General features: G+C 66.4%; 21 protein-coding genes. 8 read left to right on the top strand and 13 right to left on the bottom strand.

Annotation, left to right across the window (positions count from 1 at the left end; genetic code table 11):
- Positions 1-84: 84 nt before the first annotated feature.
- The 3 genes from C0J29_RS15130 (at position 85) to C0J29_RS15120 (ending at position 3,321) form a co-directional block, all read left to right on the top strand.
- The gene (locus C0J29_RS15130) at positions 85-1,155 is read left to right on the top strand and encodes a hypothetical protein (RefSeq protein WP_120792821.1); all 1,071 of its coding nucleotides are present in this window, start codon (positions 85-87) and stop codon (positions 1,153-1,155) included.
- Positions 1,156-1,268: 113 nt separating this feature from the next.
- Positions 1,269-2,141: a DUF4344 domain-containing metallopeptidase gene (locus C0J29_RS15125; protein WP_120792820.1), complete on the top strand. Its 873-nt coding sequence runs from the start codon at positions 1,269-1,271 to the stop codon at positions 2,139-2,141.
- Between the two features lie 79 nt (positions 2,142-2,220).
- Entirely contained in the window at positions 2,221-3,321 is a 1,101-nt protein-coding gene (locus tag C0J29_RS15120; RefSeq protein ID WP_120792819.1) for a glycosyltransferase, read from the top strand.
- 92 nt (positions 3,322-3,413) lie between these two features.
- Here the strand turns inward: C0J29_RS15120 and C0J29_RS15115 are convergent, their stop codons facing one another.
- The 5 genes from C0J29_RS15115 to C0J29_RS15095 form a co-directional block, all read right to left on the bottom strand.
- Positions 3,414-4,178 (bottom strand): SDR family NAD(P)-dependent oxidoreductase, encoded by a 765-nt coding sequence (locus C0J29_RS15115; protein WP_120792818.1) that lies wholly within the window; start codon positions 4,176-4,178, stop codon positions 3,414-3,416.
- Positions 4,178-5,149, bottom strand: coding sequence for an enoyl-CoA hydratase/isomerase family protein (locus tag C0J29_RS15110; protein ID WP_065049502.1), 972 nt, complete (start codon positions 5,147-5,149; stop codon positions 4,178-4,180). Before C0J29_RS15110 ends, C0J29_RS15115 begins: the two co-directional genes overlap by 1 nt.
- Before the next feature lie 78 nt (positions 5,150-5,227).
- A complete protein-coding gene (locus tag C0J29_RS15105) occupies positions 5,228-5,887 on the bottom strand; it encodes a TetR/AcrR family transcriptional regulator (RefSeq protein ID WP_120792817.1) in 660 nt (219 codons plus the stop codon).
- A 73-nt stretch (positions 5,888-5,960) separates the two neighbouring features.
- Positions 5,961-7,133, bottom strand: coding sequence for an iron-containing alcohol dehydrogenase (locus C0J29_RS15100; RefSeq protein WP_120792816.1), 1,173 nt, complete (start codon positions 7,131-7,133; stop codon positions 5,961-5,963).
- Positions 7,134-7,217: 84 nt separating this feature from the next.
- Positions 7,218-7,466, bottom strand: coding sequence for a hypothetical protein (locus C0J29_RS15095; protein WP_065049496.1), 249 nt, complete (start codon positions 7,464-7,466; stop codon positions 7,218-7,220).
- 135 nt (positions 7,467-7,601) lie between these two features.
- Here C0J29_RS15095 and C0J29_RS15090 point away from each other — a divergent pair, with 135 nt between their 5' ends.
- Positions 7,602-8,420, top strand: coding sequence for a sugar phosphate isomerase/epimerase family protein (locus C0J29_RS15090; RefSeq protein WP_120792815.1), 819 nt, complete (start codon positions 7,602-7,604; stop codon positions 8,418-8,420).
- 3 nt (positions 8,421-8,423) lie between these two features.
- Here the strand turns inward: C0J29_RS15090 and C0J29_RS15085 are convergent, their stop codons facing one another.
- The 4 genes from C0J29_RS15085 to C0J29_RS32850 all read right to left on the bottom strand — a co-directional run bounded on the left by C0J29_RS15085 (position 8,424) and on the right by C0J29_RS32850 (position 12,900).
- Positions 8,424-9,422, bottom strand: coding sequence for a Gfo/Idh/MocA family protein (locus C0J29_RS15085; protein WP_120792814.1), 999 nt, complete (start codon positions 9,420-9,422; stop codon positions 8,424-8,426).
- Between the two features lie 9 nt (positions 9,423-9,431).
- Complete coding sequence (locus C0J29_RS15080) at positions 9,432-10,646, bottom strand: FAD-dependent oxidoreductase (RefSeq protein WP_120792813.1); 1,215 nt, start codon at positions 10,644-10,646, stop codon at positions 9,432-9,434.
- A gap of 33 nt (positions 10,647-10,679) precedes the next feature.
- Complete coding sequence (locus C0J29_RS15075) at positions 10,680-12,638, bottom strand: PPE family protein (protein ID WP_120792812.1); 1,959 nt, start codon at positions 12,636-12,638, stop codon at positions 10,680-10,682.
- A gap of 91 nt (positions 12,639-12,729) precedes the next feature.
- The gene (locus tag C0J29_RS32850) at positions 12,730-12,900 is read right to left on the bottom strand and encodes a hypothetical protein (RefSeq protein WP_162951476.1); all 171 of its coding nucleotides are present in this window, start codon (positions 12,898-12,900) and stop codon (positions 12,730-12,732) included.
- A gap of 491 nt (positions 12,901-13,391) precedes the next feature.
- On the opposite strand from C0J29_RS32850, the gene C0J29_RS15070 reads away from it, so the two are divergent.
- The 3 genes from C0J29_RS15070 to C0J29_RS15060 are packed head-to-tail and all read left to right on the top strand — an operon-like array spanning position 13,392 to position 16,534.
- The gene (locus tag C0J29_RS15070; RefSeq protein WP_082994329.1) at positions 13,392-14,027 is read left to right on the top strand and encodes a TetR/AcrR family transcriptional regulator; all 636 of its coding nucleotides are present in this window, start codon (positions 13,392-13,394) and stop codon (positions 14,025-14,027) included.
- Positions 14,024-15,616 (top strand): fatty-acid--CoA ligase FadD1, encoded by a 1,593-nt coding sequence (gene fadD1, locus C0J29_RS15065; RefSeq protein ID WP_120792811.1) that lies wholly within the window; start codon positions 14,024-14,026, stop codon positions 15,614-15,616. Before C0J29_RS15070 ends, fadD1 begins: the two co-directional genes overlap by 4 nt.
- Positions 15,617-15,664: 48 nt before the next feature.
- Entirely contained in the window at positions 15,665-16,534 is an 870-nt protein-coding gene (locus C0J29_RS15060; protein ID WP_120794743.1) for an NYN domain-containing protein, read from the top strand.
- Here the strand turns inward: C0J29_RS15060 and C0J29_RS15055 are convergent.
- From C0J29_RS15055 to C0J29_RS15045, 3 genes are read right to left on the bottom strand one after another with little or no spacing between them, the layout of a single operon-like run.
- A complete protein-coding gene (locus C0J29_RS15055; RefSeq protein ID WP_120792810.1) occupies positions 16,531-17,202 on the bottom strand; it encodes a hypothetical protein in 672 nt (223 codons plus the stop codon). The genes C0J29_RS15060 and C0J29_RS15055 overlap by 4 nt on opposite strands.
- A gap of 23 nt (positions 17,203-17,225) precedes the next feature.
- Positions 17,226-18,023 carry an SDR family NAD(P)-dependent oxidoreductase gene (locus tag C0J29_RS15050; protein WP_065049482.1) on the bottom strand — a complete coding sequence of 266 codons (798 nt, stop codon included), beginning with the start codon at positions 18,021-18,023 and terminating at the stop codon, positions 17,226-17,228.
- A gap of 27 nt (positions 18,024-18,050) precedes the next feature.
- Positions 18,051-18,827 (bottom strand): alpha/beta fold hydrolase, encoded by a 777-nt coding sequence (locus C0J29_RS15045; protein ID WP_371872491.1) that lies wholly within the window; start codon positions 18,825-18,827, stop codon positions 18,051-18,053.
- Positions 18,828-19,273: 446 nt separating this feature from the next.
- On the opposite strand from C0J29_RS15045, the gene C0J29_RS15040 reads away from it, so the two are divergent.
- Positions 19,274-20,056, top strand: coding sequence for an SDR family oxidoreductase (locus C0J29_RS15040; RefSeq protein WP_065049478.1), 783 nt, complete (start codon positions 19,274-19,276; stop codon positions 20,054-20,056).
- On the opposite strand, the gene C0J29_RS15035 is transcribed toward C0J29_RS15040, so the two are convergent.
- The gene (locus tag C0J29_RS15035; RefSeq protein ID WP_065049477.1) at positions 20,049-20,966 is read right to left on the bottom strand and encodes an alpha/beta hydrolase; all 918 of its coding nucleotides are present in this window, start codon (positions 20,964-20,966) and stop codon (positions 20,049-20,051) included. The two genes, C0J29_RS15040 and C0J29_RS15035, sit on opposite strands and share 8 nt — an antisense overlap.
- Positions 20,967-20,980 lie beyond the last annotated feature (14 nt).

The raw sequence follows: 20,980 nt of genomic DNA, 5'->3' as shown, positions 1-20,980 counted from the left end.
ATTATGCGGCGTGCCGTGGCCGTTTGCGGCCATGCTGGTCAAACCGTGCCCACCTGCAATCCTCACTGGATAAGGTCGCCCGTCATGGGCGTTCTGCGGTTTCTCTGGCGACGCGTGCTGGCCTTCGACCGTATCGGTTCCCGCATCCCGCAGCTCATCCAAGTCTGGCTGCTCGAGTTGTTCTTCGTCGTGCCATTGACCTTCTTCATCGGAAAACTGATCGACATCCACGGCGCGTTCGGCGTGCCCGGGACCGGCGAACGTCTCTCCGGGGTGTTCTGGGGAGCTTTGGTCGTCTCGCTGATCTTCGGCTTCCTGTTCGTGCGGTCACTGGTGCGGCCGCGTGTGGTCGAGGGATCGTGGACTCCGGTGGCGCACGCCGATGCCGGCCCGGTGACCGTCTACGGCGCCAACCGGGGCTGGACGGTGACCTACCCCTACCTCACCAGCCACCCTTCGTACGCGCTGCTGTTGCTGTTGACGGCACCGATCCCGGCGGTGATGTTCGCCGCAACCCGTAACCAGGGCGACAGCACCTTTTATTTCCGCGCCTGCGGCATCGTCGGCATGGTCGTCCTTGCCGGGATGGCGATGGCACGCATTGTGTCCTGGTACGTCCTGCGGTTGGGTCGCCGCCGACTCGACGAGCAGTTGAGTGCAGTTCCGATTTCGCCGCGGCGCCTGGGCTGGGAAATCGCGTGGAAGCCGGTGCTCGTGCTGGTGGTGTTGATGTACGCGATCGTCTGTATCCCGCTGGGTTTTATGTGGCTCAAGGAGAAGCGCACCATCGCGGCGCTGCCCCTCGTCACCGTCGCCGACACCGCCGGCGTGTTTCGACGGGTGGAGGGGACGGTGTCGTCCCCGCCCGTCTACTGGGCACCACGTGGCACCGGCCGGGGCGGCAACAACTACGCCGGTGCCGGAGTTCAGGTGGCGCTGCGCTCCGGCGGCGAGGCGCTGCTGCTGGCCGAGTCGCTGGCAGTGGCCGACTTCAGAGGAATGATGGCCGACGTCAGGCACGGCACCCTCAAAGCAACCGGAAGGGTGATCGAGGACATCACCGCCACCCAGCGCACGTATTACGGCTTCGACGTCGGTGCGTTCGCTGAACCGCCCCCGGGTGGGCGGGTCATGCTGCTGCTCTCCAGCCCGTAGACCGTCGGCTGGACTCTTACCGCCAACGCGGTGTTTTGTGCCGCCGGGTGTCGTACCGTTCTCAGAGGTCCTGGGCAGACCGTCGATTGGTTCCATCGAAGGGAGCTCGAGGGATGAGCAGGCGACTCATGGGTGTCGCGGCGTGCGCCGCGATGCTGGCGGCGGCGGGATGTGGCGGATCGAAAGGAAACCACGCCGATGCGCATCCGCGGGCGGCCGAGCGGCCCCCGGGAACCTCGCGCACCGACCCGGCGAGCGAACCCACCCCGGCCGGAAAGATGATCTTCCGCTACGAGGACGCGACCACCCCGGAGGCCCAGGCAGGCCGCCAATTGATGTCGGATGCAAAGGTTTTGGAGAGTGTCGCGGCGCACGTCAACGACACGCTGAACCTGCCGCACGATGTCGGAGCCGTCGGCAAGCAGTGCGGCGAGGCCAACGACTACTGGGATCCCAACGCCAACGAAATCCAGTTGTGCTACGAGGACATTCAGCAGAGCCGGCAGCGGTTCGCCAATACCGGCAATCCCAACCCGGCCGAAGCCGCGGTCGATGCGACGATCTCCGGGTTCTACCACGAACTCGGGCACGCGACGCTCAACGTCTACGACCTCGCGTTCACCGGACGCGAGGAGGACGTTGCCGACCAGTTGTCCGCATTCGAGCTGCTGGCCCCCGGGGCCGATGGAAAGCCGTACCCCAATGGTGTCCGGATCGCTATGGACACCGCCCAGGACTGGAAGCTGAGCGCCAAAGAGGCCGGTGACGCCAACGAACTCCCGTTCTGGGACGGGCACTCGATGGACATCACCCGGATGTACAACTGGGAGTGCTGGATCTACGGGTCGGATACCACCGCCAACGCCGTCATCGTCACCTCCGGCGACCTGCCCGAAGACCGGGCCGGCAACTGCGAGGAAGAGTTCCAGAACATGTCCCGGGCGTGGCAGCAGATGCTGGGGCCACACTTGAAGAAACCCAGCTGAACCCGAGGTTCACGAACTATTCAGGCGGTCGTGGGCCCGCGCTCGTTGACCGCACATACCCGACCGTTTCGCTCACCGTATGCGGGTGGTTCAGGTCGCCAACTTCTACGGGCCCCGGTCCGGCGGGCTGCGGACGGCGGTTGACCGGTTGGGCGCCGAATACTGCGCAACGGGGCACGAGGTCTTCCTGGTGGTACCGGGTGCCCGCGCCGAACGCAGCCGGCTCGACAGCGGTGTCATGCGAATCACGGTGCCGGCCAGGCTGCTTCCCTGCACGGGTGGATACCGCGCGATCATGCCCGCGCCGGTGCGCACACTGTTGACCGCGCTGAACCCGGACGCGCTGGAGGTGTCCGACCGGCTCACCCTGCGCTCCCTGGGCCGGTGGGGTCGCGAGCACGGCGCCACCACCGTGATGATCTCCCATGAGCGTCTGGATCGCCTTGCGGGACAGGTACTTCCGCGACGAGCCGCTCAGAGATTCGCCGACGTGGCCAACCGGCGCACCGCCGCCGACTACGACACCGTGGTGTGCACCACCGAGTTCGCCCGGGAGGAGTTCGATCGCATCGGCGCCACCAACACCGTCACCGTGCCACTCGGTGTCGACCTGCGGACCTTCCACCCGCGCCGGCACAGCGCGCAACTGCGGCAGCGCTTCGCCACGCCCGGCCAGATCCTGCTGGTGCACTGTGGACGCTTGTCGGTCGAGAAGCGCGCCGACCGCAGCATTGACGCCCTCGCGGCCCTGCGCGATGACGGCGTCGACGCCCGGCTGGTCGTGGTCGGCGAGGGCCCCCTGCGGGCCCGGCTGCAGCGGCAAGCGGCCCGCCTGCCAATCGAATTCACCGGGTTCGTTGCCGACCGGCAAGTCGTTGCCGCGCTGCTGGCGACCGCCGACGTGGCATTGGCGCCTGGGCCGCACGAGACGTTCGGGCTGGCCGCCCTGGAATCGCTGGCGTGCGGCACTCCAGCGGTAGTGTCACGGACCTCGGCGCTGACGGAGATCATCACCGCGGACAGCGGTGCGCTGGCCGACAACGACCCGGTGGCATTCGCGCGCGCGGTCCGTGACCTGGTCGACCGGCCGGAGCGCGACCGTCGCGTCTGTGCGCGGCACCGGGCCGAGATGTTCACCTGGCAGCGATCGGCGGCGGGCATGCTGACGACGTTCAGGTAGCCGTGCTGACCCTCGCTTTTCCCCGAGTGTGAATTCTCCGACGGGACACGCCGATGTAGCGTCGGGATTTTCACAATCGGCGGTCCCCGGCCTCACCAGGTTTGGTCGGACGCCCGCACCAGCATGTGGTTGACCGCGACTCGGCCGGCGCGGGTGACCATGTAGAGCACCGCGTCGGCGACGTCGTCCGGTCGCAGCTTGACCATCCCCGCGGTCTGCCGCTCCACCGCCTCTCGCGACGGCGCGTCCAAATGCGAAAAGATCTCGGTGTCAACGGTTCCGGGGGCGACCACACCTACCCGGACCCGTTTGCCCAGCAGTTCCTGCCGAACCGCCTCGCTGAACGCGTTCACGCCGAATTTGGTCAGCGAATAGACCGCGGTTCCGGGGCGCGCCACCCACCCCGCGGTCGAGCTGATGGTCACCAGATCGGCTACTCCGCGCGGTGAGTCAACCGCCGCCTCGACCAGAAGAGGCAGTGCCGCTCGCGTGACATACAGCACCCCCTGGATGTTGACCGCGACGAGGTCATCCCAATCCTGTAGCGGCGCTTGGGTTGCCGGCCCGGTCCGCATCAGTCCGGCATTGTTCACCACAACGTCCAGGCGGCCCAGTTCGGTGACCGTGCGCTGCACCGCCGCCGCTGCCTGCGCCGCGTCGCTGACATCGGCCACCACGGTCAACGCGGTGCCGCCGGTGGCTTCGATCGCACCCCGCAATACGCGCAACCGGTCGGCCCGCCGCGCCAGCAGCCCCACGGCGGCACCCTGGGCGGCAAGCGCTTTGGCCGTCGCCGCGCCGATACCGCTGCTGGCGCCGGTCACCAGGGCCACCGTGCCGGCCAGTGTCCCCGTCATCAGGGTTTCTGGCGTCCCGAACGGCTCAGACGCCACTCCGGCGGGAAGTTCAGGTCGTTGTCCTTGACGACGTTGTTCAGACCCTTGCCGAAAGTGCCCTCGGTGAGGTCGACGTCGTTGTCCTGGTCGTTGGCGATCAACGGCAGCATCCCCTCGACCATCCCGGTGAGCAGACTGCCGAAATATTCGCCCTTGTGTTGCTTGTAGAGCTCCAAGAACGTCTTCTGCACCGCGACGGTATCGGTCGGCCGGCACCGTGCGCAGGCCATCGCATACTTGGCCGTTTCCTCTTCGAGCTTGTCGCGCGGCACCACGCTGTTGATGAAGCCGCACTCGTACATCTCCTTGGCGCTGAAAGGCCGCCCGGTGAACAACATTTCGGAGAACTTGCGCAAGCCCATGGTCTCGGCCCACCACCACAAGCGTGGCCCCCAGCCCACGTAGCGGAACGCCGGGTGTCCGAACAGGGCGTCGTCCGAGGAGATCACCAGGTCGGCGTCGCCGGCTTGATAGAAGTGCCAGCCGTAGCAGTAGCCCTTGGCCTCGACGATGCTGATCTTCCGAAGTTCTTGCAGCGGGCGGTTTCCGGCGCGGGCTTTGGCGTAGAAGTCGGTGACGGTGGACAGGTAGCGGTAGGAGCCGCCCGGCGGATATTTCACGTCGTCGTCGTTGATCGCCAGCTCGTGCAGTAGCGGCATGCCCGGGTTCTCCAGCATTCCACGCTGTTCGGGCAGGTCACCACCGCTACCGAAATCCTCGCCCTCGCCGCGGATTACCACGACCTTGACGTCGTCGTCGACATTGCACTTGTGGATCAGGTCGGCATAATTCTGCCGCATGCCCAGGGTGGTGGAATTCTGCGCGTCCGGGCGGTCGAACGTGATGTAGGCGATCCGGTTCTTCACGTCCTTCTCGAACTTGATGTACGGCTCGGCTTCCTTTTTCATTTCTTCGTAATCGAATTCAGGCATGTGACTCTCTCTCTACTTGAGCAGGCTGCCCGCGACGACGGGAAGCGGGTGATGAGTTCGATTTGCGCACCGGGTGATTCACTGACCGGAATCGCCGGTCAGTTGTCCCTTGTAGGGACTCTTCAAGACTCCGCTGGCAATGGCGGCCAGGATCTTGTCCAGTTGTTCTGGGCTGTCGACGATTCGGTCACCGTGGGCGAACCGCAGCAGCAGGCCGTTGATGAACGTCAGGGTGATATTGCTCAGGTCTTCGACCACGGCGGATTCCAGCTCCGCGCCGCGAGGCATCAGCTGGACCAGGATCTCGCGGTGCAGCTTGGTGAACGCCTCCGTGCCGTGTGCCAGGGTGGCGGCCAGGGCCGGGTCCCGCGCGGCCTGCATCGTCAGCTCGTACCTGGCCCTGGTTCGGGAAAGTTCGGGCTCGCAACCGGATTGAATCACCACTTGGGATAACAACGACGGCGACCGGCGGCCCTTGCCGGTACCGGCGGGACTTGCGTGGTCGGCGACCGACTGCAGGTTCGCCAGGTCCAGCTCTGCCAGCCGTTCGGCCACCGCGAGCAGCAGTGCCGAGCGGGTCCGGAAATAGAAAGAAGTCGTCCCGTCGGGCACGCCGGACTTCCGGTCCACCTTCAGGTGGCTCAACCCCTTGGCGCCGTCGTCGGCCAGCAATTGTATTGCCGCGTCACACAGGTCGCGCCGGCGTTCGGCCGGGTTGGGTTTTCGTCGTCTGTCCATCGTCAACCCCTCTCGGGTCTGGGCGCAGACATTACTCTATATGTGTAGTGTCGGCTACCCGCGGGAGCGACGATCAGCCGTAGATCTCTGCGTAGAGCGCTTCGATCTCCGCCGGCCCGGGAATCACGGGATTGTTGGCCGGCGAACCGGAAGCCACGGCTTGTTCGGCCATCAAGGGAATGAGCGATTGCCAAGCGGCACTGTCGATGCCGTACGACCTGGGGGTGGGGACCTCGAGTTCGGCGCACAATGCGGCGAGGGCGTCCACGAGCGCCCCGGCGGCGGCCTGGTCGCTCGTCGTCGCGTCGGCCACCCCGTAGGCCCGGGCACAGTCCGCGTACCGTCCCGGCGCGCCGGCCACGGAGAACGCTGTGACCGCAGGGAACAGCATGGCGTTGGAGAGCCCGTGCGCGACGTGGAAGTGCGCCCCGATCGGCCGGCTCATTCCGTGCACCAGTGCGACGCTCGAATTGGAGAAGGCCATCCCGGCCTGGGTGGCGGCCGCCATCATCGCCGCCCGGGCGGGGGCGTCCGAGCCGTCGAGGTAGGCCCGCTTGAGGTGCGTTGCGATGAGGCGGATGGCCGCGAGCGCCAAGCCGTCGCTGATGGGATTGGCCTTGCGGCTGACGTATGCCTCGACCGCGTGCGTCAAAGCATCGACGCCGGTGTCCGCGGTCAGTCGAGGGGGCATCGTCATCGTGAGTTCGAAGTCGACGATCGCGGCGACGGGCAGGAACGACAGCCCGGGGCAGAGCATTTTCTCATTGGTGTCGCTGTCGCTGATCACCGTGAATTGCGTTGCCTCCGATCCGCTTCCCGCCGTGGTCGGGATCGCGATGATCGGCAGCGCCGGTCCGGCGTAGTTGTTCGGCGCCTTGAACCGGCGCATGGGCCCGGGCTGTAAAGCCAACACTGCCAACGCTTTTGCGGTATCCATCGGACTGCCTCCGCCGAAGCCGACGATGCAGTCGGCCCGGTGCTCGAGCAGCGCCGCGACGCCCTGCGTCAGCGAAGCGGTGGTGGGGTCGGCAACGGTGCGGTCGAACAGTGCCGGCGTTTTCCCCGCCGCGCTCAGCAGGCTCATCACCCGCTGGGCGGCACCGCTAGCGGCGAGGAAGGGGTCCGTGACCACCAGCGGCCGGTGCAGTTGCAGCACGTCGATCAATGCGCCCAGCTGTTCCAGGGCACCGCCGCCGAGATGAATGTGCCGGGGAAACGCGGCGGATGTCGGCCTGGACCACGTCATGGACCACTCCCCTGTGCTCTGGGCCGCCCTGCGCGGCCGTAGCTGAAACACTACGGCCGCGATCAGGGCGTCTCAGTCAGTGCATCAGGTGCACGGGATGCCGTGCGGGCCGCCGATCCAGTGGCCCGGGGGCGACTGCCACGGGCAGTACTGCTTGATCTGCCCGGGTGCCGGCCGCCAGCCGTTGTCGTCAATTCTCGGAATGTTCGGCCCGGGAGGACCTGGAATGTTGGGCCCCGGCTTCGCTACCGCGGTGCCCGCGCCTGCTCCCAGAGCGCCGGCTGCGAGGGCGCCCGCCATCAAGGTCGTTCCGAGCAACTTTTTCATATCCATTACGTTCGCCTCCTCTTCTCAACCCGGATGGCGCCCCTTCGGCGCCTGAACAACAGGCTGAGGAATATCAGCAATGGTGTTAATACCCGATCTCCGCGAAATTCAATCGTCGCGCCTTGTAACCTGCGACACGACATGGATCAACTCGGCATCGGCTATCTCAGCGTGTTCGGGCTACCACCCGTGGAGTTCGTCGAGGTGGCGGCCGCACTCGAGTGCCGTTTCATCTCCCTGTTTCTCCGGGGAGGCCCGCTGCTGCCGCTGGGCTATCCGCCGTTTTCGCTGCAGAAAGACCATGCGCTGCGCGACTCGCTCGGTGCGGCATTGCGGCATCACGGCGTCACCATCACACTCGCCGACGGCTTTCTGGTGGTACCCGGCGGTGATGTACGCGGGTGTGCCGCCGATCTCGACGTCGTGGCCGAACTCGGCATTCCGCGGCTCAATGTGGTCAGCCTCGATAACGACCTCGGTCGCACTTTCGACGAGTTCGCGGTGCTCACTGAGCTTGCCGCAGAACGGGGCATCAGCACGGTGGTGGAACCCGTGCCGGGCCTCGCCGTCTCCGACGTGCCGACGGCGCTGGCCGCGGCGCGGCACGTCGGCCGGCCTGATTTCCAGCTGTTGATCGACACCATGCACGTGTCGCGCACCGGGTGCACTCCGGCCGATCTGGCGGGGATCGATTCCGGGCACATCGGTTACGCCCAGCTCAACGACACGACGCGCCGGCCGCGCAGCGCCGACTACCTGGAGGAGGCCATGTACGAGCGCTTGGCTCCCGGCGACGGCGAGTTACCGCTGCGCGACATCATCCGTGCGCTGCCGACCGGCCTGGTGATCGAACTGGAAGTGCCGCAGCGATCGCTGGCGCTGGCCGGCTTCAGCCCCGCCGACCGCTTGCGACCATGTGTGGAGGCGGCGCGGCGGGTGTTGACGGAGGCCGCCGGCTGAGCATCAGCTCGGCTGGCGCAACGGCAGCCCCGCGGCGCGGTAGATCGCGTCGATCACGGTCATGTTCTCGACGGCGTCCTGTGGCGTCGTCTTGACCGGCTCCCTGTGCGTCACCGCCGCCACGAACGCGTCGAGCTGGTAGGCATACGAGGGGCGGCGCCCGAAGCGTTCCACCCTGCGGCCGTCGGCAGATCTGACGGTCAGCCGGTGAAAAAGCTGCGGCACAACAGGATTGAGAACCCGAAGCTCCCCGTCGGTGCCCGTCACCGTGGCGCTCATCCGCAAGAGGTCCCTCGACCACATCGAGGTGCGGATCCGTCCGGTGTGCCCGTCGCCGAATTTCAACTCGGCCGTCATGGCACGGTCAACCCGGGGATCGCGCAGTTTGGCGTGTGCCGACACCACCTCCGGTGTGGAACCACCGAACGTGCGCACCATGTGCACCGCGTAGCAACCGGCGTCCATCGTCGCCCCACCGGCCAGCGAGTAGTCGTAGCGGATGTCGCCGAACTTCGGTAACGGGAAGCACATCGCCGCCTCGACGTGTCGCAGCGTGCCGAGTTCGCCGGAGGCGATGATCTGTTCGACGCGCAAGGCCAGCGGATGATAGCGATAGTGGAATGCCTCCATCACTACCCGATCCGATTGCGTTGCCAGGGAGGAGATTTCGCGCGCTTCCGCGGCGTTGGCGGTGAACGGCTTCTCGCACAGCACATGCTTGCCCGCGTCCAGTGCCGCCCGCGTCCACCGGCCGTGCAAGCCATTGGGCAACGGGTTGTAGACGGCGTCGATCTCGGGATCGGCGATCAGGTCGCGGTAACTGGGATGGACGCGGGCGATGCCGTGGTCAGCCGCAAACGTTGCTGCGCGCGCCATGTCGCGGGCCGCGACGGCGGCGACGACGACCGCGCTGTTCTGCTTGGCCGGTTTGATGAGGGCCCTCGGCGCGATGCGGGCCGCACCCAGGATGCCAATGCGCAACGGCGCCGGTACGTCAGACATCGCTCGACGCTAGCGGCGGGCGAATTCGGGCGCGTGCTCGGGTAATACACCGACCCCGATGAAGTATGCGGGCACCAGCGACAGCCACGGCAACCGCTCGAGCACCCGCAGCAGGGCCGTCGGCGGCGCGGGATCCCGGCCGCGGAGCAGCGGACCCAACAGTCCCCGGTGCAGCATCCGTTGCACGAATTGCGTTACCACAGTGGGAAATAGGCGGCGGCGGCGGACGGCTGCCAGATCCCGGTCGGTGACGTGGTGACGCTGTAGGGGTTCGGCGAGAATGGTCGCCGCCGCGACGGCGTCCTGAACCGCCAGATTGATGCCGACGCCTCCCATCGGGGACATGGCGTGCGCGGCGTCGCCGATGCACAGCAGCCCGTCGCAGTGCCAGCGACGCAACCGGTTCACCTTCACGTCGAGGTGCTTGACGTCGTCCATGGACGCCAACGCTCCGACCGATCGGGCGGCTTCCGGCACCAGCGCGGCGACTTCACTGCGGAATGTCTCGATCCCGCGGCTGCGCAACTGCGCGTCGGTGCCCTTCAACCCGATGTAGGCGATCTGGAAATAACCCTTGCGCGGAATCACGGCCAGCGCCTTGCCTGGGCCGGTGCGGGGCGCGAACGAGAACTCCGCATCGTCGTCGTTGGGCAGCTTGAACCACCAGACGTCGAACTTCACCGGATAGTCGCGGGTGCGCAGACCGGCGGCCTGCCGGGCGATCGACCACCGGCCGTCGCAGGCGACGGTGAGCTCGGCGCGCAGTTCGCCCGGGCCGTCGGCGTCTTGATAGCGAACCCCGGTGACCCGGCCGCTGTTGGTGAGCAGGCCGGTCACCTCCGTGTTCATCCGCAACGTGAAAGTCGGCTCGGCAGTGGCGGCTTCGGCCAGCAGGTTGAGGAGATCCCACTGGGGCACCATCGCGATGAACGGATGGGGTTGATTGAGTCGCTCAAAATCGACGTAGGTGACCGAGCGCCCATTCGATTCGAATGCCGCTTTGCGGACCTCGTTGAAGGGCAACCGGGAGAACTGCTCCCACAAGCCCAGCTCATCGAGGAGACGCATGGTGGAGCAGTGCACGGTGTCGCCACGAAAATCGCGCAGGAAGTCACCGTGCTTTTCCAGCAGTGTGACCTCCACCCCGGCGCGGGCCAGGAGCAGCCCGAGAACCATGCCGGCCGGGCCGCCCCCGATGATTGCGCACGTTGTCTTGTCTGCCATTTGCGGTCAAGCATAGGGTCTGCGCCATATTGATCAGGCGACCAGTGCTGACAGGTCGGCACCGATTTGTTGCGCGGCGGCCGCGAGGATCAGGATCTCCAGGGCTGCCGCCATGGTGGACAGCGTGATTCCCGCCGCGAGCGGATAGCCGACCGCATTGACCAGGCCCATCGGATGGCCTTGTAAGAATTCCCTGATTCCCTGCAGGAACAGATTGGTGGTGTAGGCCGGCGCCGTGGTCAACATGGCATTGCCCAGGTCGGCCGTCGGCAGCAGGATCTCGTAGCCCGCACCGGCCGCCGCCGAAATCGTGCCGGACACTGTGAGATTGGCGGCCTGGACACCCTGGATGGCGCCGTCGATGGAGATCGCGGAATTGGTGACGCCGCCGGATGGTGTGGAGCCGGCCAGCAGACTGGACACATCGAGTGGCGGGATGGCGAGATGGGTCATGCCGTAGCCGAAATCGGTGACACCCTGCTGCGTTCCGGCCGCCAGCGCCTGCATCACCGTCAGGGGATCGACGTCCGGGAACACCCCGAACGGGGTAGGCACGTTCGGGGCCGAGGTGGAATAGCCGTGATTCGGATCGCCGTAGCCGAGATTGACGATCACCCGCAGATCCGGCTGGATGAGGTCAGCGAGCGGATTGCCGAGGACGGGCAGTGCCCGCAACGGCTCCAACAGTGGCAGGTTCTTCGTCGGGATCATGTAATACTGCGTCATCGTCGGGCCCACCGTGTTGGTCAGCGGTACGGCCGCGTCGATTTGTTCCGGCGTCAGCATCAGGTAGTTCTGGTGCAGGTAGCCCATCCCGGCCAGAGCATTCAACGTCGACACGATGTTCAGCGGATAACGCGGGAAGTCGGCAACGCCGTCGTACTCGATGGTGTACACCCGCGCCGGATACAGATTGTCCGGTGTCGCACCCGGGCTGGTGACACCGAGGCTGGGAATGGCGATCCCCGGGAAACGCGCTGCAAGCCCGCCGTTGGGATTGCCGGGATCACCGACCAGGATGAATGAAACCTGTTCGGGTGTAGGCGGATTGATGGATGCCGCAAGCTTTGTCATCTCCAGTGCGGCGACGGAAGCGCTCTGGGAGTAGCCGAAAATCGAGACGTTGTCGCCGGCGGCGAGATGTGCCCGAATCGCGCTGTCCAGGATTTTCACACCTTGGGCCACCGACGCATCGAACGTGAGGCTCTTGACACCGACGACAGGGTAGAGACCCTCCGGGGTGAAGAGTGATCGCGGAATGGCGTCGGGGGCGATGTTGCGAATGAAGAGTTCGAAGGCGCGTTGCACGTACTTGGGCGACGGGGAAGGAATTCCGCTGCTGCCCATGACTTCTGCGATCGTCTGCGCCGCGGCGACACTGCCCGGGGTGCTCGTCACGGAATCCCTTGGTGTCGCGGAATCCCTAGGTGTCGCGGAATCCCATAGTGTCAGAACGCTCAGCAGGGTCTGCAGTCGCTGTTGCCACGGCGCCAATTCTGCGCACACCGCGTTGATTCCGGCGTGATACGCCGCCATCGCGGTCACGTCCTGAGCCCACATCTCGCCGTACCGGAATTCGGCGGCCGCTATCGCGGGTGCGTTCTGACCGAACAGGTTGCAGGCCGCCAGCCAGGTTGTCTCCGAACGGTTCGCCGCGACGAGCGTGGGATGAACAGCGGCGGCGAACGCGCTCTCGAACTCTGCCGCTGCGGTCCGTGCCAGACCCGCCGTCACCTCGGCGTGCGCGGCCGCGTTGCGCAACCAGCTGAGATAGGGCGCAGCGGCGCCCCTCATCAGCAGTGCTGCGGACCCCTGCCAGGAGCCGGTCACCAACTCGGTGATGGTCGACTCGAAGGATATTGCCGCGCAGTCTATTTCGCACGCCAATGCGTCCCAGGCGGTTGCTGCCGCGAGCAGCGGAGCCGGTCCCGCACCCAGGTAGAGCCGCGTGGAATTGACCTCCGGCGGGAGCGCCGAGAAGTTCGGCAACATCTGCTGTCCTCTTGGTAGCGGAGATAGCACGCACAGCCGCGCTCCCGCCCGAATCGCGTACGTCTCAGGCGGGAGCGCGGACCCGATGGCGCTAGCCGCCGATGTGCGACCAGCCGGCGGCGGGCTGACCGACGGGCACTGCCTGCGCTCCCGGGCCTCCGTCAAATTGCTTCGTGCATCCGGCGAGGGCCGCCGCAGCGAACAGTCCCGCCGCTACCGCAGCCAGCCCGCGGGCGACACCTTTGTTACGAATTCCCCTCATGATGGTTCCTTTCTCGGTTGGGTTTTCGCGAAGTAAAGCGTGACGATGATAACCACATCACATGATCGATCAGAGTTTTTCTGAGCTTTCATATTCATTGATTTTCAAACGCCATCCCAGCGCGGTCGCGGTCCCGCCCACCAGAGCTGATCAGTCATCCATTTGCGCTGAAATCGCCTGTAGGCCTTAGCAATACGTTATTACAAACCTGATCGCGCACGAGGCCATGAAGGCGTCCCCGAGACCGTCACAACAGTACATCTATTTGACGCAAGGGCGTGAATTTAATTGACATGAACCACGGTTCAAAGCCACGCAATTGTCACTGTAAATATGTTTGACAAGTGCAATTCTCGCGACCCGGAACGACGTCAATTCGCCCGGTCCCGGCGGGTCGAACTCCGGGCGCGGCGCGGATGGCATAACCTAGCGGCTGCAATGTTTCGCCGGTGACGGCAGCGCCGCCCGGATGAGTGATAGGTGGTTTTCTGATGATGTCCGGACGAGTTGCTCCGACTCGCCCCGCCCACGGCAACCAGGTCCGGGCCGAGCGCACCAGGGCACTGGTGATCGGCGTGACCGTCCAGATCGTGCTGAGCGAAGGCATCGGCGCGGCCAGCGGCCGGCACATCGCCGATGCCGCGGGCGTCACCTGGGGAGTGATCCAGTACCACTTCGGTGATCGCGACGGTCTGCTGATGGCAGTGGTCGAGCAGGGCTTCGACGAACTCCTGGACGCGCTGAATTCGCTTCCCGCGACGACCGCCGACACCACCACGCACGACAGAGTGGAGGCCGCCGTCACCGCGGCCTGGCAGGCGATGTCGAGCCCCACCGCGCGCGCTGCGACCGAAATCCTGATCGGCACCCGTGCCACTCGCGGCGAGCCCACCACCGATCACATCCGACGGCTCGGCAAGACGTTCAACACGCTGATCGCCGCCATCGATCGTGATCTGAGTCCGACCCAGAACGCCGCCATCGGTGAGCTGCTGCTGACGACACTGCGCGGCATGGTCGCCAACCAACTGGTGTTGCAACGGCCGGTCGACACCAGCAGGGAACGCAAGTTGCTCGCCGAAATCGTCAGCAGCTACCTCGACCGGGCAGGGGCGTCGGGCTCGTGAGCCAGACGGTGCAAGCGCTGCTGCGGCAGCGCCTGTCGGATTCCGGGATCGCCGTGAAATATGGTGATTTGCAATGGACTTGGAATGAATACCTCGCTCGGGCAGCGGCGCAGGCAGCGGCCCTGCTGGCCATCGCGGACAAGGACCGCCCGCTGCATGTCGGTTCGTTGCTGGGCAACACGCCCGACATGCTGACGCAGATGGCGGCGGCCGGCCTGGGTGGCTACGTCCTGTGCGGACTGAACACCACGCGGCGCGGCGAAGCGCTGGCGGCCGACATCCGGCGTGCGGACTGCCAGATCGTCGTCACCGACGCCGAGCACCGTGGGTTGCTGGACGGATTGGACCTGCCCGGCATTCGGATCCTCGACACCTCGACATCGCAGTGGGCCGAGCTGGTCGCAGGCGCCGGCCCGCTGGTCCCCCATCGTGAAGTCGAGATGATGGACCCCTTCATGATGATCTTCACCTCGGGCACGAGCGGAAATCCCAAGGCGGTGCGGGTGGCACACCTGATGCCGGCATTCGCCGGGCTCAACCTCGCCGAACGGTTCGCCCTGACCGAGCGCGACACCTGCTATGTGTCGATGCCGCTCTTTCACTCCAACGCGGTCGTCGCCGGGTGGGCGCCCGCGGTGGTCTCCGGAGCGTCGATCGTGCCGGCGAAGTTCTCGGCCGGCAATTTCCTGGGCGATGTCCGGCGGTACGGCGTCACGTACATGAACTACGTCGGCAAGCCGCTCGCCTACATCCTCGCCACTCCGGAACGCCACGACGATGCGGACAGCCCGTTGCGGGTGGCATTCGGCAACGAGGCCAATGAGAAGGACATCGAGGAGTTCGCGCGCCGTTTCGGTGTGCAGGTCGAGGATGGCTTCGGCTCCACCGAGAACGCCGTCATGGTGATCCGTGAACCCGGGACCCCGAGCGGTTCCATCGGCAAGGGCGCTCCCGGTGTTGCCGTCTACAACAGCGAGACCGTCACCGAATGCGATGTCGCCCGGTTCGATGAGCACGGTGCGCTGATCAACGCCGATGACGCCGTCGGTGAATTGGTGAACACGACCGGGTCGGGTCTGTTCACCGGTTACTACAACGATCCGCAGGCCAACGCCGAACGTATGCGGCACGGCATGTATTGGTCAGGCGATCTCGCCTTCAAGGACGAGCAGGGCTGGATCTATCTTGCCGGGCGCACCGCGGACTGGATGCGGGTCGACGGGGAAAACCTCGCGGCGGCTCCGATCGAGCGAATTCTGCTGCGGCACAAAGCAATCAATCGCGTCGCTGTGTATGCCGTCGCCGACGAACGGGTGGGCGACCAGATCATGGCGGCTGTCGTGCTGCACCAGGGGCAGGAATTCGACCCACAGTCGCTGGAATCGTTCCTCGATGCGCAGCCCGACCTCTCCCCCAAGGCGCGACCTCGATACATCCGCATCGCCGCGGATCTGCCCAGCACCGCGACGCACAAGGTGCTCAAGCGCCAGTTGATCGCCCAGGGCACCGCCGTCGGTGCGGGCGAAGAGTTGTGGGTGCGCGAAGAACGCGGTACCGCATACCACATCGAGTCTCAACCTGGCCGCTGACTGCCCGCGGAAGTTGGCGTGGACGACCGAATGCCGGACGATGTCCGGATGACCGACTCCAGCGCCTCCAGCGCGACCCGGGTGGCCGTGTACTTCGACTTCGACAACATCGTGATCTCGCGCTACGACCAGGTGCACGGCCGCAACACCTTCCAGCGGGACAAGGCCAAGGGCCTGGATAAGGAGAAACTACGGGCGGCGACCGTCGACATCGGCGCCATCATGGATTTCGCGTCCTCGTTCGGCACGCTGGTGCTGACCCGCGCATACGCCGACTGGTCGGCCGAGGTCAACGCCGCCTACCACGGTCAACTGGTCGGCCGTGCCGTCGACCTGGTGCAGTTGTTCCCGGCTGCCGCCTACGGCAAGAACGGCGCCGACATCCGGTTGGCCGTCGACGCGGTCGAGGACATGTTCCGGCTGCCCGACCTGACGCACGTGGTGATCGTTGGCGGCGACTCCGACTACATCGCGTTGGCGCAGCGGTGCAAACGTCTGGGCCGCTACGTCGTCGGTATCGGCGTGGCCGGAGCGAGCAGCCAGTCGTTGGCCGCTGCCTGCGACGAGTTCGTCACCTACGACGCGCTGCCCGGGATCTCCACCACCACCGCGAGCCCGGCGCCCAAGAAGCGCGCACGTCGCGCAAGTTCCGGCGAGCCGGACGAGGAGCCGCCCGCGCCGGACCCGCAGGTGGCGGCCACCGGTCTGCTCGAACGCGCGCTGCGCATCGGCCAGGAGAAGGACGACGTGGACTGGCTGCACAATTCGGTGGTCAAAGCCCAGATGAAGCGGATGAACCCGTCGTTCAGCGAAAAGTCCCTGGGATTCAAGTCTTTCAGCGACTTCCTGCGCTCGCGCAGTGATGTGGTCGAACTCGACGAAAGCACCACCACGCGAATGGTGCGCCTGAAGAATTAGCGGTCTATCTCTCCGAGGATGCCGCGCTCGATGCTGCTGCGGGTGTTGTCGGGCAGCACGATGAGGCCGTCCAGTTCGGCGCGCGCCAATTGATATGCGTGCTGGCGTTCCTGGGTCGTGGCGGCGGTGTCCGCCGCGATTCGCAGCAGGCTCTGCGCCCGCGCCAGCCGCTGCCGCTCCTGCTTGGAGAAGTCGCTGCTGCGCCTGCGCGTCGCCTCGGCTTCCGCGGCGTTGAACGCGGTCACGTAATCCTCGACGGCGTCCAGATATTCGCGGGCGGCCTCGCGATCGTCGAACAGATCCTCCGCCCGCAGCGGCCTGTGCAGGTCCGCTCGCAGCTTGGCGCGGTGGAAGCGGGTGGTCAGCGGGTCACGCATGTCGGTCATCACCGGGAAGTCCAACAGCCGGGTGGCATCGAGTTCGTACTCGAGCCAGCGCGCATCGGTCTTCTCGTGCGCTTCGAGCGCACGCTTGATGGCCTGCCAGTGCGCCGCCGGGTTTCCCGCCGCGGGTGCGCGGGTCGGCGCGCCGGATATCGCGTCCGGCGAATCAGCGTTCTCCCATCTCCGCCGGTTCATCGCCGAGATCGCCCTGATGCCCGCCGCGATCAGGCCGATCAGCGGCAAGGCCAGCAGCAGCAACTCGACCAACCGGAACAGGACGCCCACGACGCCAGGATGCCACTACTTTTTCAGCGTTTGTCGATCTGCCCGGCCGCGATCTGATCGGCCGCCTTCGCGGCGACACCCCCGGCCAGGCGGGACGCCACCTCGGGGGCGTTGGCCGCGAACCGCGCCAGGGCGCGCTGCCGCAGCGGCGCCACGGTGACCTCGCCGCGATTTCGCTCGATTGCGGTCACCACCGCGGCCCCCACCTGCTCGGGCGTCCCGGTGCCGATCAGCGGCGGTGCGGAAGCCCCGGAGTCGGCGAACATCCCGGCGCCGCCGATCGCCCCGGGGCTGACCACGGACACCCCGACACCGGCGGGACGCAGGTCGTCGCGCAGACACAGGGCGAAACCGCGCAGGCCGAACTTGGTCGCCGCGTAGAGCGACGCGCGTGCCGTCGCGGTCTTCCCGGAGATCGACGAGATGTAGACGAAGTGCCCGGAGCCCCGCTCGGTGAATGCCGGGATCAGCTCGCGGGTCATCTGCACCGGCACCTCGAGATTGACGCGTAACGCGCGGTCGACCTGCTCGGCGGTGAAGCTGTCGAGTTTGCCCGAGGCCGGCAGCGCCGCGTTGGCGACCAGTACGTCGATCGGGCCCGCCTCGGCCAGCAGCGCCGCGGCGGCGCCGGGCTGTGCGAGGTCGCTGACGATCGTACGGTGCCCGCTGCCCGACAGCGATGCCACCAACTCGTCGAGTTCCTGCCGCTTGCGGGAGCTGACGATCAGCCGCGCTCCCCGTTGCGCCAGCGCCTTGGCGATCGCTCTTCCCAGCCCGCCGGTCGCGCCGGTGAGCAGAACAGTCTTGCCGCTTAACTCCATGCGTTGACGGTAGTCGAACGGCTGCGATCAGGACGCGACCGCATGGCCGGGCAGCCCGTAGCGCGCGGCCCAGGTCTGGGCCGTCCACCCGGAACGGCGGTGCAGACCCATGGCGCGGTTGATGGCCGTGGTGACACAGTGCGGAGCATCCAGCAGGAGCATGTGCCCGGCAGCGGGCTGCTGCATGTACACCGCATCGGGGATGGCCGCGACAAGATCCTGGGCATGGGCATCCGGGATGGTGATGTCTGCCCCACCACTGACGACGACCGTCTTGGCGCTGATCGATGTCAAGCTTGCGTAGACGTCGTAGTCGCAGAGGTCGCGCAGGAAGGCGGTGGCGGTCAAGGGCGACACGGCACGGGTGGATTCGGTTGCCAGCGCGGCGAAGCCGGTGTGGGCGATGTCGCGGCTGGAATACCGGGCCAGCATTGCGTGCAGTGGGCGGATCAGCGAGCGGATGGTGCGCTCGGTCGCCCGGTGCGGCATGCGGGCCGCGAGATCGAACAACACGCGCGCGGTCGGGCTGGCCAGTACGCGGCCCAATCCGCGCTCGGAGATCCGCCCGGCCGCGGCCGCGACAAGGACGAGGCTCTCCGGTTCCACCGGCCGTTCGGGGCGGCTCAGGTAGGCCAGCGCGGTCATGCCGCCCAGCGAATGCCCCGCCAGCGTCACTGGCCCGCTGACCCGCAAGGTGGTGAGGACGTCGGCGAGATCGGCGGCCAGCCGCTCGGCGCGGTAGGTGTCGGTTGGGCCGCCGGTCGAGCGGCCGTGTCCGCGGTGGTCGTAGGAGATGATGCGCAGCGCACTGCCCCAGCGGTGCCGCAGCTGGCGGATCTAGATTGCCCAGCTGTCCTGAGTCAGGCAGAGTCCGTGCAGCAGAACTACGGTATGCAGCGGCTGACGCTGACCGTAATCGCGGACTGCAAGCCGCGCCCCGTCGCCGGCAATCACCGTCCGTTCGATACATTTCGGTTGCGGCACAATGGTATTCGAGTGAGGCACGGCGTACTCCTGACCGGTGTCGATGGCGGGCGGGTCGTCGCCTGCTCTGTGTTGCGCCTGAAGTTACGGGCCGGTGGCCGTCGGTGCGCGCTTGTGCGCGATAGCCACGCAACAAGCGATCTGCGGGTTGTGCGCATTCTGCGCGGCAACGCCATACGAGTCGGTGCGCATGTATGGTGATGCGGCGTTTTCGCGGGCACCGTGGTGTGCCACCATGACAGGGCGCCCAACCGTCAGGAGATTCAATGCCGAACCGATTGACCGACAAAGTCGCCCTCATCAGTGGCGGGGCCCGCGGCATGGGCGCGTCCCATGTTCGGGCGCTGGTCGCCGAAGGAGCCAGGGTCGTGTTCGGCGACATTCTGGACGACGAGGGCAAGGCGGTCGCCGCCGACGTCGGCGACGCGGCGCGTTATGTGCACCTCGACGTCACCGACCCCGCTCACTGGGACGCGGCGGTGCAGACCGCGCTGGCCGAGTTCGGCCGTCTCGACATTCTGGTGAACAACGCCGGCATCATCAACATCGGAACCTTCGAGGACTACCAGCTTTCCGAATGGCAGCGGATCCTCGACATCAACCTCACCGGCGTCTTTCTCGGCATCCGGTCGGTGGTCAAACCGATGAAGGAAGCCGGCCGGGGGTCGATCATCAACATCTCCTCGATCGAGGGGTTGGCCGGCACGATCGCCTGTCACGGTTACACCGCAACGAAATTCGCGGTCCGGGGGCTGACCAAGTCGGCCGCCCTGGAGCTGGGTCCGAGCGGGATCCGGGTCAACTCGATCCATCCGGGCCTGATCAGGACACCCATGACCGAATGGGTGCCCGAAGACATCTTCCAAACCGCGCTGGGGCGCATCGCCGAACCGCAGGAAGTCTCGAACCTGGTGATCTACCTCGCCAGTGATGAGTCCAGCTACTCAACCGGTTCGGAGTTCGTGGTCGACGGTGGCTGCGTCGCCGGTCTGGGCCACAAAGACTTCTCCGCGGTCGACACCGCCGAGCAGCCGGAATGGGTCACCTGAGCGCGTCGCGCAAATGCCGGCACTGACTGGCGAAGAACGACAACGAAATCGGCGCGTTCGGCGCGAGCAGGTCGAAGGCGTGGAAAGCGCCGGCGGCGATGTGTTCGTGCACGGGAACGCCCGCATCGCGCAGTCGCTGCGCGTACGAGACGCACTCCTGGTGGAACAGGTCGAGGGTTCCGACTCCGATCCAGGCGGGCGGCAGGCCGGACAGGTCGGCGCGCCGCGCCGGTACCGCCTCGCCGGGGTCCGCACCGGACAGATACCACTGCCAGGCCAGCTGATTGTCCCGCTCGCTCCACATAATGCGTTTGCGTCCATCGGGTTTCGCGCCGGTCCGGTCATCGAGCATCGGGTAGACCAGCAGCTGGAACACCGGCCTGACGTCGCCGCGGTCATGGGCGCGCTGCGCCAGTGCGGCCGCGAAGTAGCCGCCGGCGCTCGCGCCTCCGACCGCGATCCGCGCGGGGTCCACCCAGGATTGGCGCTGCAACCACAACAGCGCCGCGTAGCAGTCGTCCAGCGGGGCCGGGTAAGGATGCTCCGGTGCCAGGCGGTGCTCCACCGCGACCACCGCCGCGCCGGCCAGGTAGGAGAGTTTGCGGCAGTACCGGTCCTCTTGGGCCGCACTACCCATCACGGTTCCGCCGCCGTGGATCCACAGCAGCGCCGGCGCCCGGGACGGCAATCCGGCCGGCCGGTGCACCCGGACGGTGACGTTCTCGTCGACCGCGACGACCGGCACATCACGCTCGCGTCCGGTCACACCGGCCAGTCCCATCAGGGCGCGGGGAAATTTCAGGCCGCGATGCAGCCGGTATCCCCTGGGCAGGATCCGGGCGATCGAGCGAAGCCCGGGGTCGACCGCATGCCGGGACGTGAACGCGTCGGCGGGATACTGGTTGCTCATCGTCCCCGACCATA

This window comes from Mycobacterium paragordonae, from assembly GCF_003614435.1.
Classification (GTDB): Bacteria; Actinomycetota; Actinomycetes; order Mycobacteriales; family Mycobacteriaceae; genus Mycobacterium; species Mycobacterium paragordonae.
This window is presented reverse-complemented; position numbering and strand designations above follow the sequence as displayed.

Coding starts and splice junctions, on each gene's coding strand:
- C0J29_RS15090 (WP_120792815.1), top strand. CDS start 7,602: ATGGATCAACTCGGCATCGGCTATCTCAGCGTGTTCGGGCTACCACCC.
- C0J29_RS15040 (WP_065049478.1), top strand. CDS start 19,274: ATGCCGAACCGATTGACCGACAAAGTCGCCCTCATCAGTGGCGGGGCC.
- C0J29_RS15125 (WP_120792820.1), top strand. CDS start 1,269: ATGAGCAGGCGACTCATGGGTGTCGCGGCGTGCGCCGCGATGCTGGCG.
- C0J29_RS15050 (WP_065049482.1), bottom strand. CDS start 18,023: ATGGAGTTAAGCGGCAAGACTGTTCTGCTCACCGGCGCGACCGGCGGG.
- C0J29_RS15115 (WP_120792818.1), bottom strand. CDS start 4,178: ATGACGGGGACACTGGCCGGCACGGTGGCCCTGGTGACCGGCGCCAGC.
- C0J29_RS15095 (WP_065049496.1), bottom strand. CDS start 7,466: ATGGATATGAAAAAGTTGCTCGGAACGACCTTGATGGCGGGCGCCCTC.
- C0J29_RS15085 (WP_120792814.1), bottom strand. CDS start 9,422: ATGTCTGACGTACCGGCGCCGTTGCGCATTGGCATCCTGGGTGCGGCC.
- C0J29_RS15075 (WP_120792812.1), bottom strand. CDS start 12,638: ATGTTGCCGAACTTCTCGGCGCTCCCGCCGGAGGTCAATTCCACGCGG.
- C0J29_RS32850 (WP_162951476.1), bottom strand. CDS start 12,900: ATGAGGGGAATTCGTAACAAAGGTGTCGCCCGCGGGCTGGCTGCGGTA.
- C0J29_RS15100 (WP_120792816.1), bottom strand. CDS start 7,133: ATGACGTGGTCCAGGCCGACATCCGCCGCGTTTCCCCGGCACATTCAT.
- C0J29_RS15035 (WP_065049477.1), bottom strand. CDS start 20,966: ATGAGCAACCAGTATCCCGCCGACGCGTTCACGTCCCGGCATGCGGTC.
- C0J29_RS15130 (WP_120792821.1), top strand. CDS start 85: ATGGGCGTTCTGCGGTTTCTCTGGCGACGCGTGCTGGCCTTCGACCGT.
- C0J29_RS15110 (WP_065049502.1), bottom strand. CDS start 5,149: ATGCCTGAATTCGATTACGAAGAAATGAAAAAGGAAGCCGAGCCGTAC.
- C0J29_RS15105 (WP_120792817.1), bottom strand. CDS start 5,887: ATGGACAGACGACGAAAACCCAACCCGGCCGAACGCCGGCGCGACCTG.
- C0J29_RS15060 (WP_120794743.1), top strand. CDS start 15,665: ATGACCGACTCCAGCGCCTCCAGCGCGACCCGGGTGGCCGTGTACTTC.
- C0J29_RS15080 (WP_120792813.1), bottom strand. CDS start 10,646: ATGGCAGACAAGACAACGTGCGCAATCATCGGGGGCGGCCCGGCCGGC.
- C0J29_RS15120 (WP_120792819.1), top strand. CDS start 2,221: ATGCGGGTGGTTCAGGTCGCCAACTTCTACGGGCCCCGGTCCGGCGGG.
- C0J29_RS15070 (WP_082994329.1), top strand. CDS start 13,392: ATGATGTCCGGACGAGTTGCTCCGACTCGCCCCGCCCACGGCAACCAG.